Origin of the sequence: Natronomonas halophila (genome assembly GCF_013391085.1) — an archaeon.
In the GTDB taxonomy this organism is placed as follows: domain Archaea; phylum Halobacteriota; class Halobacteria; order Halobacteriales; family Haloarculaceae; genus Natronomonas; species Natronomonas halophila.
Map to the genome: position 1 here is coordinate 558214 of NZ_CP058334.1, position 20534 is coordinate 578747.

At 65.0% G+C, this 20534-nt stretch carries 22 protein-coding genes; 10 read left to right on the top strand and 12 right to left on the bottom strand.

The genetic code is table 11. From position 1 onward, the window contains the following. Window positions 1–62 precede the first annotated feature (62 nt). The 3 genes from HWV23_RS03100 to HWV23_RS03110 all read right to left on the bottom strand — a co-directional run bounded on the left by HWV23_RS03100 (window position 63) and on the right by HWV23_RS03110 (window position 5195). Entirely contained in the window at window positions 63–1409 is a 1347-nt protein-coding gene (locus HWV23_RS03100; protein WP_178288962.1) for an NAD(P)/FAD-dependent oxidoreductase, read from the bottom strand. Window positions 1410–1765: 356 nt separating this feature from the next. After that, a complete protein-coding gene (locus tag HWV23_RS03105; protein WP_178288963.1) occupies window positions 1766–2641 on the bottom strand; it encodes a homoserine kinase in 876 nt (291 codons plus the stop codon). A gap of 142 nt (window positions 2642–2783) precedes the next feature. Then, window positions 2784–5195 (bottom strand): hypothetical protein, encoded by a 2412-nt coding sequence (locus HWV23_RS03110; protein WP_178288964.1) that lies wholly within the window; start codon window positions 5193–5195, stop codon window positions 2784–2786. A 164-nt stretch (window positions 5196–5359) separates the two neighbouring features. Between HWV23_RS03110 and HWV23_RS03115 the strand changes: the two genes are divergently transcribed. The 3 genes from HWV23_RS03115 to HWV23_RS03125 all read left to right on the top strand — a co-directional run bounded on the left by HWV23_RS03115 (window position 5360) and on the right by HWV23_RS03125 (window position 6843). Further along, window positions 5360–5782: an SCP2 sterol-binding domain-containing protein gene (locus HWV23_RS03115; protein ID WP_178288965.1), complete on the top strand. Its 423-nt coding sequence runs from the start codon at window positions 5360–5362 to the stop codon at window positions 5780–5782. A gap of 222 nt (window positions 5783–6004) precedes the next feature. Then, complete coding sequence (locus tag HWV23_RS03120; protein ID WP_178288966.1) at window positions 6005–6259, top strand: MTH865 family protein; 255 nt, start codon at window positions 6005–6007, stop codon at window positions 6257–6259. 104 nt (window positions 6260–6363) lie between these two features. Beyond that, window positions 6364–6843 (top strand): cupin domain-containing protein, encoded by a 480-nt coding sequence (locus HWV23_RS03125; RefSeq protein WP_178288967.1) that lies wholly within the window; start codon window positions 6364–6366, stop codon window positions 6841–6843. Between the two features lie 286 nt (window positions 6844–7129). Here the strand turns inward: HWV23_RS03125 and hemA are convergent, their stop codons facing one another. From hemA to HWV23_RS03150, 5 genes are all read right to left on the bottom strand, one after another. Continuing rightward, window positions 7130–8488 carry a glutamyl-tRNA reductase gene (hemA, locus tag HWV23_RS03130; RefSeq protein ID WP_178288968.1) on the bottom strand — a complete coding sequence of 453 codons (1359 nt, stop codon included), beginning with the start codon at window positions 8486–8488 and terminating at the stop codon, window positions 7130–7132. Then, window positions 8485–9132 carry a precorrin-2 dehydrogenase/sirohydrochlorin ferrochelatase family protein gene (locus HWV23_RS03135; protein ID WP_178288969.1) on the bottom strand — a complete coding sequence of 216 codons (648 nt, stop codon included), beginning with the start codon at window positions 9130–9132 and terminating at the stop codon, window positions 8485–8487. Before HWV23_RS03135 ends, hemA begins: the two co-directional genes overlap by 4 nt. 4 nt (window positions 9133–9136) lie before the next feature. Then, the gene (ahbB, locus tag HWV23_RS03140) at window positions 9137–10201 is read right to left on the bottom strand and encodes a siroheme decarboxylase subunit beta (protein ID WP_178288970.1); all 1065 of its coding nucleotides are present in this window, start codon (window positions 10199–10201) and stop codon (window positions 9137–9139) included. A 57-nt stretch (window positions 10202–10258) separates the two neighbouring features. Further along, the gene (locus HWV23_RS03145; protein WP_178288971.1) at window positions 10259–10663 is read right to left on the bottom strand and encodes a DUF5778 family protein; all 405 of its coding nucleotides are present in this window, start codon (window positions 10661–10663) and stop codon (window positions 10259–10261) included. A 98-nt stretch (window positions 10664–10761) separates the two neighbouring features. Continuing rightward, the gene (locus HWV23_RS03150) at window positions 10762–10956 is read right to left on the bottom strand and encodes a cold-shock protein (protein WP_178288972.1); all 195 of its coding nucleotides are present in this window, start codon (window positions 10954–10956) and stop codon (window positions 10762–10764) included. 229 nt (window positions 10957–11185) lie between these two features. Here HWV23_RS03150 and uppS point away from each other — a divergent pair, with 229 nt between their 5' ends. After that, the gene (uppS, locus tag HWV23_RS03155; RefSeq protein WP_178288973.1) at window positions 11186–12109 is read left to right on the top strand and encodes a polyprenyl diphosphate synthase; all 924 of its coding nucleotides are present in this window, start codon (window positions 11186–11188) and stop codon (window positions 12107–12109) included. A 6-nt stretch (window positions 12110–12115) separates the two neighbouring features. Here the strand turns inward: uppS and HWV23_RS03160 are convergent, their stop codons facing one another. Further along, window positions 12116–12724, bottom strand: a complete 609-nt coding sequence (locus HWV23_RS03160; protein ID WP_178288974.1) for an undecaprenyl diphosphate synthase family protein — start codon at window positions 12722–12724, stop codon at window positions 12116–12118. A gap of 82 nt (window positions 12725–12806) precedes the next feature. Between HWV23_RS03160 and HWV23_RS03165 the strand changes: the two genes are divergently transcribed. Both HWV23_RS03165 and HWV23_RS03170 read left to right on the top strand, forming a co-directional pair. Further along, window positions 12807–14129, top strand: coding sequence for a DUF92 domain-containing protein (locus tag HWV23_RS03165; protein ID WP_178288975.1), 1323 nt, complete (start codon window positions 12807–12809; stop codon window positions 14127–14129). Next, entirely contained in the window at window positions 14126–14536 is a 411-nt protein-coding gene (locus HWV23_RS03170; RefSeq protein ID WP_178288976.1) for a GNAT family N-acetyltransferase, read from the top strand. Before HWV23_RS03165 ends, HWV23_RS03170 begins: the two co-directional genes overlap by 4 nt. Here HWV23_RS03170 and dnaG read toward each other — a convergent pair. Continuing rightward, window positions 14513–15976 (bottom strand): DNA primase DnaG, encoded by a 1464-nt coding sequence (gene dnaG, locus HWV23_RS03175; RefSeq protein WP_178288977.1) that lies wholly within the window; start codon window positions 15974–15976, stop codon window positions 14513–14515. The genes HWV23_RS03170 and dnaG overlap by 24 nt on opposite strands. A 185-nt stretch (window positions 15977–16161) precedes the next feature. Between dnaG and HWV23_RS03180 the strand changes: the two genes are divergently transcribed. The 4 genes from HWV23_RS03180 (at window position 16162) to HWV23_RS03195 (ending at window position 19334) form a co-directional block, all read left to right on the top strand. Next, on the top strand, window positions 16162–16509 hold the full coding sequence (locus HWV23_RS03180) for a tRNA-binding protein (protein WP_178288978.1): 348 nt from the start codon (window positions 16162–16164) through the stop codon (window positions 16507–16509). A gap of 91 nt (window positions 16510–16600) precedes the next feature. Further along, the gene (locus tag HWV23_RS03185; protein WP_178288979.1) at window positions 16601–16831 is read left to right on the top strand and encodes a DUF3311 domain-containing protein; all 231 of its coding nucleotides are present in this window, start codon (window positions 16601–16603) and stop codon (window positions 16829–16831) included. After that, window positions 16828–18357, top strand: coding sequence for a sodium:solute symporter family protein (locus HWV23_RS03190; protein ID WP_178288980.1), 1530 nt, complete (start codon window positions 16828–16830; stop codon window positions 18355–18357). Before HWV23_RS03185 ends, HWV23_RS03190 begins: the two co-directional genes overlap by 4 nt. A gap of 74 nt (window positions 18358–18431) precedes the next feature. Beyond that, window positions 18432–19334, top strand: coding sequence for an HFX_2341 family transcriptional regulator (locus tag HWV23_RS03195; protein WP_178288981.1), 903 nt, complete (start codon window positions 18432–18434; stop codon window positions 19332–19334). 6 nt (window positions 19335–19340) lie between these two features. On the opposite strand, the gene HWV23_RS03200 is transcribed toward HWV23_RS03195, so the two are convergent. Together HWV23_RS03200 and HWV23_RS03205 are read right to left on the bottom strand one after the other, a co-directional pair. After that, the gene (locus HWV23_RS03200; protein ID WP_178288982.1) at window positions 19341–19610 is read right to left on the bottom strand and encodes a hypothetical protein; all 270 of its coding nucleotides are present in this window, start codon (window positions 19608–19610) and stop codon (window positions 19341–19343) included. A gap of 232 nt (window positions 19611–19842) precedes the next feature. Then, window positions 19843–20529 (bottom strand): DUF1405 domain-containing protein, encoded by a 687-nt coding sequence (locus HWV23_RS03205; RefSeq protein ID WP_178288983.1) that lies wholly within the window; start codon window positions 20527–20529, stop codon window positions 19843–19845. Window positions 20530–20534: the final 5 nt, after the last annotated feature.

Genomic DNA, 20534 nt, shown 5'->3' on the forward strand with positions numbered 1-20534 from the left:
CTGGCACCCCAATAAGTGTAATCTGAAATTCATTTCTGTTGGGCGATTTACTGAAATCGATTTCAGTAATCGTCGTCGAGAATCCGGTCGGCGGCCGCATACCCCGCCTCTATGGCACCGTCGAGGCTCCGCTCGGGGTACTGCGCCCGGGAGGCCATTCCCGCGTAGTGGACGCCCGGTGCGACCTCAGCGGAGAGGTCGTAGGGGATGACCATGTCGAGATAGCCGCGCTCGTAGACGGGCGCCGTCTTCGGGTTCCGCGCGATGAGCGTCCAGTTGACAGCCTCGCGGTCGAACCCAGGGAACATGTCCTCGATACCGTCGAGCCACAACTCCTCGACGCCCTCGTCGTCGAGTTTCCACAGTTCCTCGTCGGTATCCTGAACGTAACTGGCAACGTACAGCAGGTGTTCGCCACCGTAGCGCTCCGGCGGGATGAAGTTCGTATGTTCGATGAGCGCGCCGAAAGGCGCTTCGTCGGCGATATTGAGCCAGTAGGTGTCCATCAACTGCTCGTCCATCGAGACGACCGCACAGACCGACCCCTGAAAGTCGATATCGCACTCGTAGCCCGTCAGGTCCTCCAAGACGTCGGGCATCGTGGCGACCACGACATCGTCGACGGCGTGCGTCTCGCTCGTCGCCTCACCGTTTTCCGCCCGCGTTTCGACCGTAAGCGATTCGACGGGCCCGCGGCTGTCGGCACTCTCCTCGAAGCCGAGGCCCGTAACGAAGGCCCCCGTCTCGATGTTCTCGCGGCCGACAGCCTCGACCAGTTCGTCGACGAGGACGCCGAATCCGCCCTCGATGTAGCCCAGAATCTCGCCCTTCAGGAGGTCCCGTTCACCGCGGAACTTGACGCGGCCGAGGAGCCACGCCGCCGAGACGTCCTCCTTGCGCGAGCCGAACTTGGCGTCGAGCAGGGGTTCGAAGAAGTACTCGTAGACGCCGCGGGACGTATGTTCGATGAGGAACTCCTTGATGGGAACGTCCTCGAAATCCACGAGGTTCTCGTAGGTATCGGTCCGCGGGATGCCACTGCGGACGTCGACCTCCATGGTCAACATCGCCAGCCGGAACTTGTCGTACAGCGAGAGGTACGGGTAGGCCGCGATTTCCCACGGTTTGTCGAGGGGATGGGCGACGCCGTCGACGTAGTAGGCGTTCTCGCCGACGCGCCACTCGATGCGGTCGCCGAGGCCCAGTTCCTCGGCCAACTCGACGATGGTTTGTTCGGATTTCGAGAGGTGGTGATAGAACGCCTCGATGCGGTCCCCGCGGGTCTCGTAGGTGGCCGCAAGGCCGCCGACGCGGTCGTTGGCCTCGAAGACACGTACCTCGTGGCCCGCTTGCTGGAGGCGATAGGCCGCGGAAAGTCCCGCGAGGCCGCCGCCGACGATACCGATCATAGTCTCATCTCGACACCCCGCGTTGTTGGCTCTTGCTACTCGGTTGGCTCTTCGGAGGTACCCACCATTGATGCCGTGAGGTTCTCACAAGCATCCGCGCGAGCGAAGCGAGCGCGGTTCCCCGGACGCGAGGCCGAAGGCCGAGCGCCCGGTAGCGCCGACTGACTAACGCTCAGCCGACCGTAGGGAGGCTGAGCGGCTGGAAGGAGGCGCGCATATTTCCCCCACGTTTTTGCCGTCATCAGACCGCGACGCGGTCTGATTGCCCATCAGATTCCTGCGGAATCTGATGACCGCGGAGGCGTGTCGCGCCCCAAAGCGGGCGCGACCGTCGGAGCGTGCAAAAAGTGGCTGCGTTAGAAAATAGTCGCGCCCTGTCCGATGCGCGTCTGATAGGCGCGGGCGTCGATGCCCTCCTCTTCGAAGGTATCGATCATCGCACTGGCGATGGTGCGGCGGTCGCCCTCGTGGCAGGCGGCGATGACCGTCGGGCCGGCACCGGAGATGGTGACGCCCGTCGCGCCGGCCTCGAAAGCGGCCTCGCGGACCTCCTCGTAGCCCGTGATGAGTTCCGCGCGGGCGGGCGTGACGATGGTGTCGGTCATACCGCGGCCAACGAGGTCGGGGTCGTCGCGAGCCATCCCGACCGAGAGGGTCGCGGCGTTGCCGACGGTTTCGACGACCTGTTCCATGCGAGCGCCGTCGGGGACGACTTCGCGAGCGTCCCGCGTCGAGACGACGATTTCCGGCAAGCAAGTGACCAGTGGGATAGAGGCGTCGACCTGCGTGACGCCGTCCTCACGGGCGATGGTAAAGCCGCCCATGATGGACGGTGCGACGTTGTCGGAGTGGGCCGCGCCGGAAACGACCGCCTCGCCCTCGGCGGCGATGGGGACGAGTTCCTCGCGGGTGAGACCGCGGTCGTAGAGTTCGTTGAGGCCGACGGCGGCGGCCGCGGCGGAGGCTGCCGACGAACCGAGACCGGAGGCCGGACGAACGCCCTTGTCGATTTCTATGTGGGCGGGCGCGTCCAGCGCCTCCGCAACGGCCCCGACGGTGTTCTTGTCGGGGTCCTCGGGGATGTACTGGCTGCCGACGCCCGTGATGTCGATCGTGGTGCGGTCGGCCTTGGAGACGCGGACGACGTCGGCCGGCTTTTCGAGGGCCGCACCGAAGACGTCGAAGCCACTCCCCAGGTTCGCACTCGTCGCAGGGGCCCGCACCGTTACCATGGCCGGAGTATCCCGGCGCCCCCGGATAAAACCCACTTTTCAGACCCACTTTTCGCACTGCCTTCGGATGCGCTCGGTCAGGGCGGCGGCGAAGTCACCACGGTATACGGTCGCGGCTATGCTGCAACCCCGAAACGTGGCTTCAGAACTCCTTGACGACCCCGTAGCCGAGGCCCATGATGAGGCCGTAGACGACGAAGGCCAGCAGGAAGAACGGCTGGAGTTCGGGGACGAACATCCCGAAGGGGGTCATCATGTTGACCGCCACCGGGACCCCGATTGCGCCGACGGCGATGGCCAGCACGATGCCGTAGACGACGCCCGCAAGCGTGGCCGCCGTCGTGACGGGCGCACGGTCGAGGAAGTCGCCGAGGACGGCATCGACGTCCTCGTCGTGCTCGGCGACCTGGTCCATCGAGTCGGCGTACCGGCTGAGACGCGGGCCGACGGCGACGGCAAAGGCCATTCCGAGGATGAGCGAGAGACTGAGCCAGACCATCCAGCCGATTTCCATACTGCCGCCGTAGCCGACCAATGCGCCGAAATAGCGCATCGCGACCGGGCCGACCATGTGATGGACGACGAGGCCGCCGACGGCACCGCCGAACAGCGAGCCGAAGACGATGGCGCGCTGACCGGAGGTGCCGATGGCCGTCGAGGTAGGGAACTCCTCGCCGGTGATGGTATGCTTGCGGAGGTGGCCGTAGGCGCCGCCGAACAGCGTACCGAAGACGAAGTAGCCCGCGACGGGGCTGCCGGTGTGCGGGATGTCGAGGGCGATACCCTGCGAGCGAACGATGGCGGGGATGGCGAACACGCCGATGACGCCGGTGAGGGCGGCACCGTAGGCGAGACCAACCGCGAGGCCCCGCGGAATGCCGACTCGGTATTCGACGACGCGGGCGGCCAGCGGAACGAAGACCAGCCCGAAGAGCAGCGAGAGGCCGAACCAGAGGGCGAGGCCGGTCGTGAAGGACGGTGAGCCGACGATGGTGCCGAGAATCAGGAAGTAGACGCCACCGGGACTGACCGCGTTGACGACGACCGCGCCCGCGGCGCCGCCGACGATGGCCCCGCCGACGACGGGGACGCCACGACCCTGCAGGAACCCGGGCGTGACACGCGTGGGGCCGCGAAGGCCGTCGTAGGCCACCCCGAGGGCGAGGCCGAAGACTAGGTAGGCAGCGAGCACCGGGCCGTTCGTGTACGGCGTCGGGATGAGGTAGGGCGTTCCGCCGTTGATGACCGATGGCATCACGAAGACGCCAGCGACTACCGCAAGCAGGAAGCCGTAGACGAGACCGGTCTTGAGACCGGTCTGGCCGCCGATGTCCTCACGCTCGATGCGCCGGGCCGGAAACACCGCAAAGCCAAGCCCGAGCAGGACGGAAACGACGAGCCAGATGCCGAAGCCGAGGTACGGCGTCCCGCCGAAGCCGACGAGTGCGCCGATGAGTCGCAGGTAAATCGGCGCCTGTGACAGCATGAAAGCGCCGGAGGCGACGCCCGCAACGAGCGATGCGGTAGCGGTCGCGCGACTCCGGCCGACGAGGAACGCCGGTCGAAGCGGGCGACCGTTGACGATTTTACCGAACGTCGACCCGAGAACGAGACCGTAGAGGACCCAAGCGCCGAGGGTAACGCCCCCAACGCCCTGGAATCCGAACGTCCATCGGGTGCCGGCAGTGACGGCCGCGGGAACCGCCAACAGGCCGACGAAGACGGCGATGACGATACCGTAGACGACGCCGTAGCCGGTCGTGCTGTTACCGCGGGCCGCGTGACCGCCCGCGATGACGGCGAAAACGATACCGAGTGCGAAGGAAACGCCGACCCAGAGACCGAGGCCGGCCGTCGGCGTCGAGATATCGACGAGCGAGGAGAGATACCGGAGATAGAGGGGCTGTTGGCTGTAGACGACGACACCCGAAACCGCACCCGCCAGAAGCGGCGCGAACACGGAGGCTCGGAGCCGTGACCCGATAAACGAAAACGAGGGAATCGGGAGCGTACCGTCGAGGGCAAGCCCGTAGGTAGTCCCCGAAACGAGGCCGAAGGCCGCGTAGCCGACGAGGACGTTCGTTTTGACGAGCGGAACGTCGGCGCCGACGGCGGCCGGCACGCCGACGAACCCGACGACGACGCCGAGGACGAGGCCGTAAACGAGGCCGACGCCGCCGGCCGCCGTCGCGAGCGCAGAGCGCTTCATCAGCGGCTTGGTCAGTAGCCGAAGCAGTCCGATTCGTGCGGTCAACCACGTCGTCCCGGCGGTGTAGTAATTGATCGCCGGCTGGGCGATAGCCCCGAAGAGAAGGCCGAAGACCACGGCAAACCCCATCCAGACACCGAGGGCCGCCGGCATCCCACCCATTCCGACGATGGAACCGACGAACGTGAGATGGAACACGGTGAGGGAGTTGAGGGCGACCCCACCGACGGCGCCGCCGACGAGAGCCCCCACCAGCGCCGCGCTGACGACGCCGTCGCTGGAGGTTGTCGACGCCGTCGACTCGCCGGTTTCGGTCGGTTGACCATGCGCGTTACTTGTAGTCACGGGTCTCTACTCACTCTGTCTGGGCTATCTAATAAAACGTTGCGGGGGGCTTACCCGGCTATTTAAGAGCCAATGGCGTACCCACGCGGTTCCGCGGTTCGCGGGACGGCACGGCCGAACGTTTATATCGCCGACCTACGAGGTGTGGGTTGGCGACACATAACATGTCCGTACCGTTTCCATCCGACGAGTGGATCAAAGAGTGGCGTGAGCGACTGAACGACAACGACGAGTACGCCGAGAAGGGACAGGGCTGGGGCGTCGGTTTCAACGGTGATTTCATCTTCCACATCCGTGCCGACGACAAACTCCCCGAAGACCACTACTTCTATATCGCCCTCGAAGACGGAACCTGCTCCGAAGCCCGCGAAATCAACGCCCCCGACGACGTCGACGCCGGCTTCGTCTATCGCGGCGATTACAGCGACTGGGTCGACCTGAACCGGGGCGATATCGGCCCCATCGACGGGATGATGTCCGGCATCTTCGATATCGACGGTGACATGCAGAAAGTCCTCCAGTACAGCGAGGCCGCCGTCGCGATGACCGAAACCGGCCGCGAGATCGAGACGGACTATCAGTACTAGAAACTCCACTTTTTACACGGCTCCTCGCTGCACTCGGGACCCGGCAAAAGCTTGGTGAAAATATGCGCGAGAGACTCCCTCAGGAAGACCCGCTTCGCTCACGAGACCTCCGAAGGCCCCGCTCGGCGGATGCCACGAATGGTGAACGGCTCCCGTTTTTAAACAGCCAGTATTGAGAGGCGACACATCCAATCCCACCAGTCCGTATTGTCGTGATGAATCATGGCAGACCGAGACGAAGTACGTCAGCAATTCGAGGAAGCGTTCGAAGGCGCGGACTATCCCGTCAACAGCCCGATGGACCTCGTGCCCGCCCTCCCGCAGGGGCCCGGCACGACGTTCGATGTCGGCGAGGAGACCATCACGGCGATGGAACTCAATCAGGAAGCGGCGGGTCAGGGCGACTACCCCTACGACAGCGTCGACGAACTCGTCGACGACCTGATGGACGGACTCGAAGACGAAGGCTACGTCTAAGACACTGCTTTCCTCGGAGGTCGTCTTTCCTGCCCGCCGTTTCCGGCGGGCGTTCGCTACGCTCTGAGACCAAGGATTATCAAAGAGGCTCCAGACTGGCGACTATGGGCCCCGTACACGAACCTGACATCGAGTGGACGGAGACCGAGCGTGGAGAGACGACGTTCAAGCGCAAACAACTCGGCGAGGCCGCCGATAGCGAGCAGTTGGGCTGTAGCCTCTACGAACTCCCCGCCGAGAGCAAATCCTGGCCGTACCATTATCACACCGCCAACGAGGAAGCCCTCTACGTTCTCGACGGGACGGGGACGCTCCGACTGGGCGGCGAAACGCATGACCTCCGTGCGGGCGATTACGTCGCGTTCCCGGCCGACGAATCGGGCGCACACAGGGTCGTGAACGACTCCGAAGAACCGCTCCGATACCTCGCCTTCTCGACGATGAACGAACCCGATGTGACGAAGTACCCCGATTCGGAGAAGGTCGGCGTCTTCGTCGGGGCACCGCCCGGCGGCCGGGACGGACGAACGCTCACGAAGTACTACCGCCAAGACGACGACGTGGACTACTGGGAAGACGAATAGGAGCGTCTAACCAAGAGTTCATCAGAGAGAGCATCCGCCGAGTGGGGCCTTCGGAGAAGGCCCCCGAGGCGGTTCGCCGGACGCGAACGAAGTGAGCGTCCGGTAGCGCGCGACGACTACCGCGGCGCTGACCGAAGGGAAGCGCCGCGACTGGAGGAGCGCGCGCATATTTTCACCGTGTTTTTGCCCTGGGTCGCGGCTACGCCGCGACCTTATAACGTGGCGGCAGAGCCGCCACGCTGACTGAGCGCGCCGCAGGCGCGCGAAGGAGGTGCAAAAGTGGGATTTAATCAGCGTCTTCGGCGCCCAACTGCTCCAGCACGTGGGCCGGCATCTCCTGACGCATCTCCTCGGGGACCTCTTCGGGCCCGTCGGGGATGGAGGGAATCTCGGCGGAGTCCGGCTGGAGGCTGGAACCGAACAGCTGGAGGGCGGTGTTGATAGTCGACCAGTCGTCGTTTTCGGCGGCGTCTCGGAGGCTCTGGGTCGGCGCCGAAAGCAGTTGGCCGACGAGCGCGTCGGCCATGGATTCGATGACTTCGCGTTCGGCTTCCCCAACCTCGGTACCTTCGGATTCGAGTTTCGAGATGGCAGTTCGGAGTTCGCGGGCCTTGATGCGCTCGGCGCCTTCGTACATCGCGGCGATGACCTGGTCGGCGCGTTTGCGCTTGTACTGGCTGATGAGGTGGTCGAACTCGTCGTCGATCATCGCCTCGACGGCCTCGGCGGCTTCGCGGCGCTGTTCGCGCGTCCGGTCGGTAACCGACTGGAGGGTATCGAGATCCCGGACGTCGATGCCGTCGATGTCGTCGGCCTCGGGCGCTATGTCGCGCGGCTGTGCGAGGTCGATGAGCAGCGTTTCGCCAACGTCGGTCAGGTCCGCATGGTCGAGAACGTGGTCGTTGCTGCCCGTTGCGGTGATGACGAGGTCGGCGTCGGCCGCGGCCGCGGGGACGGCATCGAGGCCGAGCGCCGAGCCGTCGGCGTCGATTTCCTTGACGACGTGTTCGGCGTGGGGGACGGTGCGGTTGGCGACGAGGACGCGGTCGACTTCCTCGGCGAGCGCTTGCGCCGAGAGGGTGGCCATCTCGCCGGCACCGACGACGAGTGCGGTGGCGCCCTCGATGTCGCGTTCGCTCTTGGCGAGGCGGACGGCCGCGGAACCGAGCGAGACGACGCCCTCGTTGATGGCAGTCTCGCTGCGAGCGCGCTCGCCGACGTGGAGTGCCTTGAGAAGCGCGTCGTCCAGCGTCGGGCCGATGCCGCCCGCGGCGCGGGCGTCCTCGTAGGCGTCCCGGACCTGTCCGAGAATCTGGTCCTCACCGAGGACGAGCGATTCGAGCCCACAGGCCACACGCATCAGGTGTCGAAGGCTCGTTTCGTGGCCGAGGTCACGGCCGGCGCCGGCCGCGCTGCCGAGATGCCGTTCGAGGGCCTCGCGGCCGGTCGATTCGCTCTCGGCGACGACGTAGGCCTCCGCGCGGTTGCACGTCTGGAGGACGAACGCCTCGGAGACGCCCGGCTCGTCGAGGAGGGATTCGACTGCCACGCGCTGTGAGTCGGCGCACGCGGCCTCTATCTCCTCGACGGCCGCATCGCTGTGAGAGACGCTGATTCCCGCGATGATGCCTGTTCCAATTGTCACTCGTTGTCACCCAACGCCGCTTCTACCACGGCGTCTACTGTTCGCTGACGCTTGGACCTTCCCGTACCTAAATCCTTCCAAACCTGCGGGGATTGCACGACCGCTCGTACCGCCGTCCGGCGCTCGGCCGGCGAGAGGTCCCGGGCCTTCAAGTCGGCACGGAGGTCAGCGGTCAACTCCGCCATCTCGCCCGCGCCCTCGAGTTCGGTCTCGATGCGCTTGCGGAGTTCCTTCGATAGCGCGGGACTGGCGCCGCCGGTCGAAATCGAGACCACGACGTCGCCGTCTCGGATCGTCGCAGGGACGACGACGCTACCGACGTCACGGCCGCCGGAGTGGTCCGCCCGATTGACCAGAACGTCGCGTTCCTGTGCGACCGATTCGACCGCTTCGTTGACGGCGTCGTCGTTCGTCGCCGCGACTGCGAGGACGGGGTCGGTCCGGTCGAACCACGTCGGGATTTCATCGGGGCCGGGTGCGGCGCGTACGCGTTCGGCGCCGCCGTAGTCGTCGGCCGGGAACTCCGGCGAGACGACGACCACCTCGGCCTCACGAGCGAACCGCCGGGCCTTCCGTGCGCCGACGGGGCCGCCGCCGACGACGAGGACGGTTTCGTCGGTAAAATCGTGATAGAGGGGAATCATGGGCTCACTCGCCGTCCGTGTTCGCCTCGGCGCGTTCGTCGAGGCGGATGCCCGTCTTCTTCAGGATTTCGCTGGAAAACAGCGTGTCCCAGTCGTCGTCGCCGACGTCCCAGTACTCGTCCATCGTCTCTTTGACCTGCTGGATGCGCTCTCGGCTTTCCTCCTCGGAGCGGCCGTGGGTCATCGCGAAGAAGTTGTACGGCCAGACGCCCTCGTGACGGGGGCGCTCGTAACAATGCGTGACGAAGCCGAGGCCCGCGACTTCGGGGCCGACCTCCTCGACCAGGTCGTCGGGGACGTTCCAAACGGTCATCCCGTTCTCGGTGTAGCCGAGCGAATAGTGGTTCGGGATGACGCCGACCCGGCGAACCTTCCCTTCCTCGTTGAATCGCTTGATGGTCTCGATAACCCACTCGGTATCGACGCCCAACTCCGCGGCGATGTCGGCGTAGGGCGTCGCCGAAATCGGCAGCCCGCCCTGAATCTCGACGACGAGGTCGCGCTCGTCGGGGGTCAGACTGTCACGGTGGACTGACTCGACGTCGGGACCGACCCCCGAGAGGTCCACGTCACCGTCGGGAACGGGACCGTCCAGTAGGAACTTCGCTTCGACGCGGAACTCCTGCTGTTTCGGGAGGTTGTACGTCTCCTGACCCGTTTCCTCCTCGATGTCGGCCAGCACGCGCTCGACGGCGTCGGGGTCGGCCACCGAGACGACGAACCACATGTTGAGGTGCGGATGTTCGCGCCGGTAGTTGTGTGCGACCTCACGGTGGCTGTTGACCTGTTCGGCCACCTCCTCGAAGCGGTCTTCGGGGGCGTGCATCGCGACGAGCGTCGCCGCACCGCCGATTTCCTGGGCGTTGATGAGGGCACCGAACCGCGTGAGAACGCCCTCTTCGTCCAGTTCCTGCACGCGGGCCAGCAGTTCGTCGGCAGTAATCTCGATGCCGCGATCGCGGAGCGCCTCGGCGGCCGGTCCGAACGGTTCCTCGACGACCGGAAAGCCGCCTTGGAAGGCGTTGATGACGGCCCGGTCGATTCGGTCCAACCCGGCGGTTTCACTCATTAAAAGTGTCTCCGTGTTTCTGGGCAATAAGCACCGTGCTCGCGGTGAGAGGGTCGTTTACTCACCGCGGACGCCCGTCGCGTCGAAGCCGAGTTCCTCGACGCTCTCGACGATGACCTCCTGATCGGCGTCGGCCTCGTAGTAGAAGACGATATCGTAGGTGCCGTCGCGGGCGAGTTGCTGACACTCCCAGACGAACTCCTCGTCGTCCAGCGTCAGGCCCTGATGCTGGTTGACACCGAAGCGGTCGTCGTCGTTGCCCGAGTAGACGTAGGTGTCCTTCGGGTCGAGACCGCTTGCTTCGGCGATGATGTTCCCGATATCCAGCGTGGCCTGATGCAGAGTCGGCTCTTCGTCGCCGGTCAGGTCGGTCCGGACGATGACGCCGTTCAGTTGTATCTCTCCGGGTTCGAGCAGCGCACGGGTCCGCTCATAAAGGTCCTCGTCGATAGCGTCACTCATTGGTAAAGCAGACGCTATCGAGGGTAATACAGGTCACGGTCCGCGACGAGAACGCCCGCACCGCGCCGAACTCATCCGCTATGCCTCAACTGCCGGTGTTACAGTCGTTCGAGGTTCTTCGCCCGCGGGCCTTTCTCGGCCTCCTCGATCTCGAATTCGACCTCTTGCCCCTCTTCGAGGTCCGGGCCGCCGACGTCTTCCATGTGGAAGAACACGTCTTCGTCAGCTTCGTCAGTCTCGATGAAACCGTAACCGCCAGTGTCGTTGAAGAAGTCAACCACGCCTTTCGCCATTGCATCAATTCCGTTGACGGGCCCAAATAAAAACCCTATGGGTACGTAGATACCAGTTGACATTTGTGAGCGATATCGGTTCGAGACGACCTGAAACCCACTCTTAGCGGGAGTCATACTATCCATTCAGTAGGCGCCGGTCGGTGAAGCAGGTGTCTTTCGGGTCATGGCCACGGCGCCGAGTGTGAACCAACAAGACTCATTTGGCTGGCTCGCCTCGCCTCGATATATGAGACGACTTCGTGGGCTCCTCGAAGGCGCGTACGAACGGCTCCTCGAACGCGAGGTTTCGGGCGCGCCGTCGCACGTCGCCGTCATTCAGGACGGTAACCGGAGATACGCGCGCAAGCAGGGCGAGGAAAAGACCGAAGGCCACCGCGCGGGCGCCGACACCACCGAGAGCATCCTCCAGTGGTGCTCGGAGCTCGGCGTCGAGGAACTGACGCTGTATGCCTTCTCCACGGAGAACTTCAACCGCCCCGAGGACGAACGCGAAGCGCTGTTCGACCTGATAACCGACAAACTCCGAACCTTCGCCGACCGCGAGGAGGTCCACGACGAGCGCGTCCGTATCCGCGCCATCGGCGAGACGCAACGGCTCCCACCCCGCGTCCGCGAGGCCATCGACTACGCCGAATCCCGGACGGCGGACTACGACGACCTGCAGTTGAACGTCGCACTGGCCTACGGCGGCCGCGCGGAACTCCTGGGCGTCGCCCGTGACATCGCCGAGGAGGCCGCGGACGGCCGACTCGGCCCTGCCGACGTCGGTGTCGAGGAGATCGAGCGCAGGCTGACCACCAACCCGACGCGTGCGGTCGACCTCATCATCCGAACCGGTGGCGACGAACGCACCTCGAACTTCCTGCCGTGGCACGCCAACGGCAACGAGGCGGCGGTCTACTTCTGTACGCCCTACTGGCCGGAGTTCTCCCGGGTGGACTTCCTGCGTGCGATTCGAACCTACGAATCCAGACAGGAATCGTGGCGCCGCACCCGTGCCCGCCGTGCGGCCGCCCTCATCCGCTCGGTCGGCGACGTGGAGCTGGAGGAAGCCCGCAACGTCGTGGGGCGCTTCCGCGAGTACCTCGACGACGATATCGAGGATATCGAACCGGCTGAGGCCGCAGACCCCGAACCGACGGCTGACTGAGTCTCGTTACCGGCCAAAGCGGCGTTGACGCTCCTGATACTCCCGAACCGCCCGGAGGAAGTCCCGACGGCGGAAGTCCCGCCAGTTGACGTCGGTGAAGTAGAGTTCCGAGTAGACGGACTGCCAGATGAGGAAATCCGAGAGGCGTTCGGCGCCGGTCTTGATGACGAGGTCCGGCGGCGTCTGGAAGACGAGCCGTTCCTCGATGGTCTCCTCGTCGATATCCTCCGGGTCGAGGTCGCCGTCGGCAGCGGCTTCGGCGATTTGCCGGACGGCCGCGGCGAACTCCTCGCGGCCGCCGAGGCCGATGCTCACCTGAACGGGCGCGTCGGCGGCGGCATCGTCCTCTGGGCTGCGGACGGCGACCGGTCGGGGGCTATCCAGATCCGAGAGGGCGTTCCGCAGGGTCGGGACGGCGGCTTTGTCGAGGACGCTGACGTAGATGAGAACGCGCTCGACGCCGGTATCGAAGGCCCATTCGAGGAACGCCGAGAGCGTGTCGTAGGCGCCCTGTTCGAGCAGGTCGTGTTCGGTGATGACCAAGGCGACCCGTTCGGGGACGTCGGCGTCGCTCAGGCGGACCCTGGCGGCGAGGTATCGGTCGTAGAGTCCCACACCCGGGCTTCCGTCTCGGGGCGCCTGAACGTGTCGGTCCCCCTTCGGGAAGGTTAAGTGGGCCACGGCGGAATCACGGGGCGTGACTGGCGACGTAGGCCGTGCCATCGGGTTCGCTGTCGTCGGAGCGTTGGCCCTGCTCGCGCCCCTGCTGGAGGGCCGGGTCGATGACCGCGTGGCGGCGGTCGGAACCGTCGCTCCGTTCGTGGTCGTCGCCGCCGTCGCTTACCTCTCGACGAGCGGCCCGCTTTTCGAACTCTTCGCCCGCCCCGGCGACCGCGAGGAGGGGCGGCTCTACGGGCTTGCCTCCTTCAGCCTCGGCATCGCCGGCCTCGCGGTCATCTACGTCGCCTTCGAGTTCCCGGTTTCGGCGTTCCTCGTCGCCGTCTTCGCCCTGACGGTCGGCAATCTCGGACAGGAACTCACCGCCCGCTACACCCCCGACCCGGCCGTCGGCACGTCGGCGTTCGCCGTTCTCGGAACCATCGGAGCCGTCTGTGCGATGTTGCTGGCTGGCGTGCTCGGCGCGTCGGTACCCGCACTTCCCCTCGCCGTGTTCGTCGCTGCAAGCGGTGCGCTGCTGGGCGCGCTCATCCGGTCGGTGCTGTTCGTCCGTGACGACTCGCTCGTCGTCCTCTCGGTCGGTCTCGTCGTCTGGTTCTTCCTGGAACTCGGCCTCGCGCCGACACTCCGGCGGGTCGGCATCGGCATCGCGTTGACTGCGGCGCTCGGCTACGTCGCCTACGGCCTCGGTACCGCCTCGGTGACAGGGATGCTCACCGGAGTCCTGCTGGCGCTCTTTACCGTCGTTTTGGGTGGGTTCGGCTGGTTCGTCCTCCTCGTAACGTTCTTCGGGTTGGGCGGCCTCGCCTCGAAGTACCGCTACGATGAAAAACTCGACCGCGGCATCGCCCAAGAGAACGAGGGCGCCCGCGGCGGCGGTAACGTGCTGGCGAATTCGGCGGTCGCCCTCGTCGCCGTCGTCGCCTTCGCCGTTTCGGGCCACGTCGGCGTCCCCTCTGCCGTCTTCCGGTTTGCCTTCGCCGGCGCCGTCGCCGCCGCGCTGGCCGATACGTTCTCCAGCGAGTTCGGCGGCCTCTTCGATACGCCGCGGCTCATCACGACCCTTCGGCCGGTCGCACCCGGTACCGACGGCGCCGTCACCTGGCAGGGCGTCGTCGCCGGCCTCGTCGGGTCGGCGATTATCGGCGGCCTCAGTGGCGTCTTTTTCGGCCTCAACGCGCCGGGCGTCCTACTCGTCGTCTTCGCGGGCGTCGTCGGGATGACCGTCGATAGCCTCCTCGGAGCCACGCTCGAAGGCGACTATCTCGGTAATCAGGGTGTCAACCTGCTGGCGACGCTGTCGGCCGGCCTCGTCGCGGGTCTCGCGGCGCTGTGGCTGTGACGGTTCGCCCACTCCGAACGGCCGACGAATCGTCCGTCCGGTCGCTCCAATCGCTTCTCGACTACGCGGACCCCGATATCGTCGATGCCGCGCTCGTCGGCCCCTTCGTCGGCCGCGTCGCCATCGAGGACGGCGAGGTCGTCGGCTACGCCATCGCCTTGCCCGGCGAGGAGGCGACGCTCTCGGAGTTGGCCGTCACTCCGGAGTCTCGACGGGAGGGCTATGGGCGGCAACTGGTCGACGAAATCGCCGAAGTGACCGACGCCGACCGACTGGTGGTCACGACGCCGAAAGAAAACGAGGCCGCAAAGGCGTTCTACGAATCGCTCGGGTTCGACGTCGACGAGCGCCTGTCGGGGTTTTACGCCGACGGGAGCGACGCGTTACGCCTCGTTCGCCGCAAGTAACTGGTCGGCGGTTCGGACGCGAACGCTCGTCGGTTGTTTGACGAAATCGCCGGTCGATGCGGCGACGAGGTTGCCGATACCGCGCTGGGCGGCCACGTCGAGGACGCGCTGGCTCAACTCGCCGTCGACGACGACGGTTGCCGGGGCCGGCTCGGTTTCGGCGACGAGGTCGAAGGTGTCATCGGCGTCGCCCTCGGCGATGATGCCGAAGGAGTCGTCCAGCAGCCGGACGGTGCCGGTCTCGTGGCCGACGACCGCCTCGACGTGACCCCGAAGCGTCTCGGGGTCGTCCCCCTCGGATTCGGCTTCTTCAGTCCCAGTCTCCGTTTCTGCCTCCGATTCCGGACTCGTCTCGGATACCGTTTCAGTGTCCATAGCGGCGGTATCCGTGTCCGTCTCGTCGGCCGCTTCGACGGCCGTGGCTGCCGGTCCGGTCGTTGATTCGACCGCCGCAGCCTCCCCGTCCGCTGTCGATTCGGCGACGGCCGACCCGTCGGGAACCGGTTCCTCGGCGACCGTGGTGGACCCCTCATCGGCTTCGATTCCCGCGTCCGGTTCCACGCTCGGGGGCTTCCCGGGCGCGTCGACGCTGGCGCCCTCATCGACATCGGGAGCGATAGACGCCGCGGGCGTCTCCTCGTCGACCCGGTCGTAGGGAACCTTCTCGCGGAGCGCGGCCATCACCTCGTGCCGGGAGAGGTCCTCGACCGACTGGTCCTGCGGCGCGAAGGCGACGTAGTCCACGTCCCCGACCTGTGCGAGTTCCTTCAGGATGAGGTCGCCCCCCCGGTCACCGTCGAGGAACGTCGTGACGGTGCGGTTCTGGGTCAACTCGGCGACCTGTTCGGGGACGTTCGTCCCCTCGACGGCGACTGCGTTCTTGATGCCGTACCGAAGCAGCGTCAGCACGTCGGCCCGCCCCTCGACGACGATGATGGCATCCGAATCGGCGACGTTCGGTCCCGCGGGGAGCCCCTCGTATTCCGTGATGTCCTCGACGCGAACCGACTCACGGACCTCCTCGACGAGGTCGCGACTGGAGCGCATCGACTCGTCGAAGGCCTCCGTGAGGAGCCCCTTGGCGCGCTCGACGACCTCGCGGCGTTTCGCGGCCCGGACGTCCTCGATGCGGCGGACCTCGATGGTCGACCGGCAGGGACCGACCCGGTCTATGGTCTCCAGTGCCGCCCCGAGGATGGCCGTCTCGACCTGGTCGAGGCTCGTGGCGATGGTGATGCGGCCGAACGACTGGCCGTTCTGGGAATCTATTTCGACGTCGATGCGGCCGACCTTGGAGGCGTCCTGTAGCTCCCGGAGGTCGAGTTCGTCGCCGAGGAGGCCCTCGGTCTGCCCGAAGACCGCCCCGACCACGTCGGAGCGTTCGACCACTCCGTCCGCTGTGATGTCCGCGTGAACGAGATATTTTGCTGTATCCTGCATGGGTGAACTGCCCGTTGCCGGGCGGTGATGATGATTCCATGAGCGAACTCATGGGTATTTAAAATACACTCGGGCGCGCATATAAGCTATGCGGCACTCTCCCAACCTCCGGGCGTAGCTGTTTTCCTCGCCGCCGAATTGCCCCTGCCACGACGGTTTATAAGCAGCCGCGCTGACGTGCCGCCATGGGAATCGAGGAAGACCCTATCGACCCGACCGCGTTCCTGAAAGACGTAGAGATGCGTATCGGCGAAATCACGAGCGTCGAGCCGTTCCCCGAGGCGCGGAAGGACGTTTATAAGCTACGCGTCGACTTCGGCGAGGAGGAGTTGCAGTCGGCGGCGGGTCTCACCGACCTCTACGAACCCGATGACCTGCTCGGCTCGCAGGTCGTCGCCGTCGTCAACCTCGGCACCGTCAACATCGCGGGCTTCGAGAGTCAGTGTCTCGTCACGGGCGTCGACAACGGCGAGGGCGACGTCGTCCACCTCCAGCCGGAACGCGAGGTGCCGAACGGGGAACGCGTCTACTGAGAACGTCCGAAGAAGAATATTCTTCGACCGGTGCTGTTGGTGAGTAATCAACAACGTTTTAGGAAACGTGCGTGTGAACGACGAACAACCGATGGTTTCGAGAACGGAGCGGTACGGTTGGGTACTCGTCATGGCGGTGCTCGTGGCGCTGGCGATTCCGTGGTTCCTCTGGGGGGACAGTCGGATGGCCTACGGCCTCCCGCTGTGGCTCTGGTGGCATATCGGGTGGATGGCGCTCGCGGCGCTGGCCTTCTGGGGCTTTGCGACCCGCGCGTGGGGCATCGGCATCACCGAACCGATTCGTGGGGAGGGTGAGGTATGACGGCGACGCTGCAACTCGGTATCATCGTCGCCTACCTGCTGGTCGCGCTGGCGGTCGGCCTCGTCGCCTATCGTCTCACCGAACGGACCGCCGAGGACTTCTATCTCGCCTCCCGAACCTTCGGCACCGTCGTCCTCCTGTTTACGGTGTTCGCGACACTGCTGTCGGCCTTTACGTTCTTCGGCGGCCCCGACACGTCCTACGCCTACGGCCCCGAATGGATTCTCGTAATGGGGCTGATGGACGGCATCATCTTCGCCGTCCTCTGGTACGTCATCGGCTACAAGCAGTGGCTGCTCGGCCAGAAACACGGCTACGTCACGCTGGGTGAGATGCTCGGCGACCGATTCGGGTCGACGGCGGTCCGAGCGCTCGTCGCGGTCGTCTCGCTGTTCTGGCTGTTCCCCTACGTCATGCTCCAGCAAATCGGGGCCGGCGGCGCGCTGGCATCGCTGACGGACGGCACCTTCCCGTTCTGGGCCGGCGCCACGCTGGTGACCGTCTTCATGATTCTCTACGTCGCGCTGGCCGGAATGCGCGGCATCGCCTGGACCGACACCTTGCAGGGCCTCTTCATGCTCGTGATGGTGTGGGCGGCGGTGCTGTGGGTGCTGGTCGCCGTCGACGGCGGCCTCGCGACCATCAACGCCGGCCTCGAAGCGAGCAACCCCGAATTCCTCGCACTCGGCGGCGGCTTCTACAGCCCGGCGTCGATGCTCACCTTCGCCGTCTCCATCGCCTTCGGCGTCGCCATGTTCCCGCAGGTCAACCAGCGGTTCTTCGCGGCCTCCTCGGAGAAAGTCCTCAAGCGCTCGTTCGCGCTGTGGCCCGTGCTCGTCCTCCTGCTTTTCGTTCCCGCTTTCCTCCTCGGGACGTGGGCGACCGGCCTCGGATTGGAAGCCGACATCGCCGCCGGCGAGAGCATCCTGCCGGTTATCCTCGCGGAGTACACGCCCGCCTGGTTCGCCGCGCTGGTCATCGCCGGCGCCATCGCCGCGATGATGTCCTCCTCCGATTCGATGCTGCTTTCGGGGTCGTCGTATTTCACCCGCGACCTCTATCGCCCGCTCATCGACGAGGGCCTCACCGACGCGCGGGAGGACCGCCTGGGCCGTCTCGGCGTCGCCGTCTTCGCGCTGGCCGCCCTCGCCGCGAGCATCTGGGCTGAGGCCGCCGCCTTCGGTGGTGGGACCGTCGGATCGATTCTCGTCTCCATCGGCGACCTCGCCTTCGGCGGGTTCGCCCAGATGGCCCTGCCCGTCATCGTCGCCCTCTACTGGCGGCGGACGACCCGCAAGGGGATACTCGCCGGCATCCTCGTCCCGCAACTCGTCTACATCGCGTTCAACTTCCTGCCCGAGATGACGGTCGGGTCACTGACGCTGTTCTCAGATGCCTACCTCGGCTGGGGCGTTTCCATCTACTGCATGCTGGTCGGCCTGCTGGTCACCGTCGGCGTTTCGGCGATGACCGCCCAGACGTCCGAGGAGGAGACGGACCTCTACTTCGAGCAGTTGGCGGATTAGAAGGGGGAGACCGTCTGCCGCCTCGTCGCCTCCAACGCCACGGATTTTTACGCCTCTCCAGTGAACGGCCATCCATGCAAACCCACATCGTCCCGGTCGGCTTCGATTACGACCGGCTCATCGCGCCGCTGGTCCGGGACCAGCTCGACGTCGACCGCGTCGTCCTCCTCGAAGGGGCGGTCGGCAGCGAGGCCAACGTCGAATACTCCCGCAATCTCGCCCAGAAACTCGAACAGGACTTCACGAACCTGTTGGGCGCCGAAACCGAGCGGTTCGTCGTCGAGGACGTCTACGACTACGACGCCGCCTTCGAACAGGCATACGACCTCATCAACAGCGAACTCGACGAGGGCGGCGAGGTCTGGGTCAACGTCTCGGCGATGCCGCGGACCGTCTCCTTCGCCTTCGCGACGGCGGCCCACTCCATCATGGTCGAACGCGAGGGCGACCGCGACCGGATTCACACTTACTACACGGTCCCCGAGAAGTACCTCGAAACCGAACTCGCCGAGGAGTTACGCGCCCAGTGTGACCTGCTGGCGGATATCCTCGATGAGGCAAGCGAGGTCGAGGAGGACCGCATCGAGGAACACCTCGACGTCGCCCGCGAACTGCTCAACGAGTTCGACGAGCGCGGGACGACCATCGGCGCCAAGAAGTTCGGCGATAGCCACATCATCGAACTCCCCGTGGCCTCCTTCTCGAACGTCAAGCCCTTCGAGGAACTCATCCTCTTTACGCTCGGCGAGCACGACGAGTTCGAGTCCGTCTCGGAACTGGCCCAGACGCTGGCCCGCGAACTCGGCGAGGAATACACCGACTCCTTCCGGTCGAAGGTCATCTACAACGTCGACCGACTCGGCCCCGGCGGCAAGGGCTACATCGAACAGGAAGAACACGGCAAATCGTATCGGACACGTCTGTCACGTATCGGAGAACTGTGGGTGCGCTCGCACGCGGACCAGTCGGACCTTTAAAAATCGTTATCGCGGCTGTACGCGGAAGCGGACCGTTCCAACGCCCGGAATCGATATCTCCCGGACGCGGTCGGCCGTCCGACGGACGCGTGCGGCAAGGCTTCGCTGTAGTAGTTTCAGGCCGACGATGGCGCTGACGGTCACGACGACTGCCTGAAGCGGATAGCTGATGGCGACGAACAGCGCGATAACCGCCAGCGGAAGGGCGAGCAGGAACGCGACTGAGGGGTCGTCGATGGGCCGTACGGGTCCCGAGGGAAGTGTTGAGTTTTTCATGGTAGTAGATGGACGGAGAGAACCGTCTTATTCAGTCGTACGTGACCGGTACGTAAAAAGTCTAAGATATCAGATAAGAATTGAGACGTGTTAGCACATATATTTCACAATTATTCCGTTAGAGAGCTTCAAAATAGATGTAGTTAGTACCATGCTAGTCCTTTCACACGTATCTACCATCTTATCATATCGTGAACCGAGGTCTTGAGACAGTCCCGCTTCTGGGACCTATTCAGCGGGCCTTCAGTTTCTCGACGCGGGTGAGCATCGCCAGATACAGCGCGATGACGAAAAGCACGACGGCGCCCGCGGTGGCCGCACCGAGGGCGTCGGCCCCGAGAATCGACGGGGCGTTTCGCTCGGCCGGAATCCACGTGTGATGGAGGTTACCGACGACTGGGATGAAGTAATCGACCACCGTATCGAGGCCGTACCACAGCGTCGCGATGCCGACTGCTTTCCCGGAGAAATCGCTGATGCGATGGAGGAGGAACGCCTGCAGAACCATCGCCGCGTGGCTCCAGATGAGGAACTGCCGCATCGGTTCCCAGAGGTAACTGAACTCCGCCCAGAAGACGAGATGGACCCAGACGGTCCAGCCACCGAGGATGATGTTCCCGAAGAAGGCCAGCGCGACGAGCCAGTCCTGTCGATAGCCGAGTTTCCACGAGGCCAGCGCCAGCGCGATAAACAGCGTCGCCACGGGACTGTCGGGTACGAACGGCCACATCACCGTCGGCTCGAAGGCGAACTGAAAGCGATAATACCAGAACCCGAAGGCGGTCCCGACGAGGTTGACCGCGACGATGAGCCACGCGAGGTTCAACCCGAGGTTCTCGATGCGTTCCGGCAGCGGCGCGACGTACCACGGCAACTCCTCGCGGGGCACGTCGGATTCGAACAGCCGACCTACGTCCATACGGG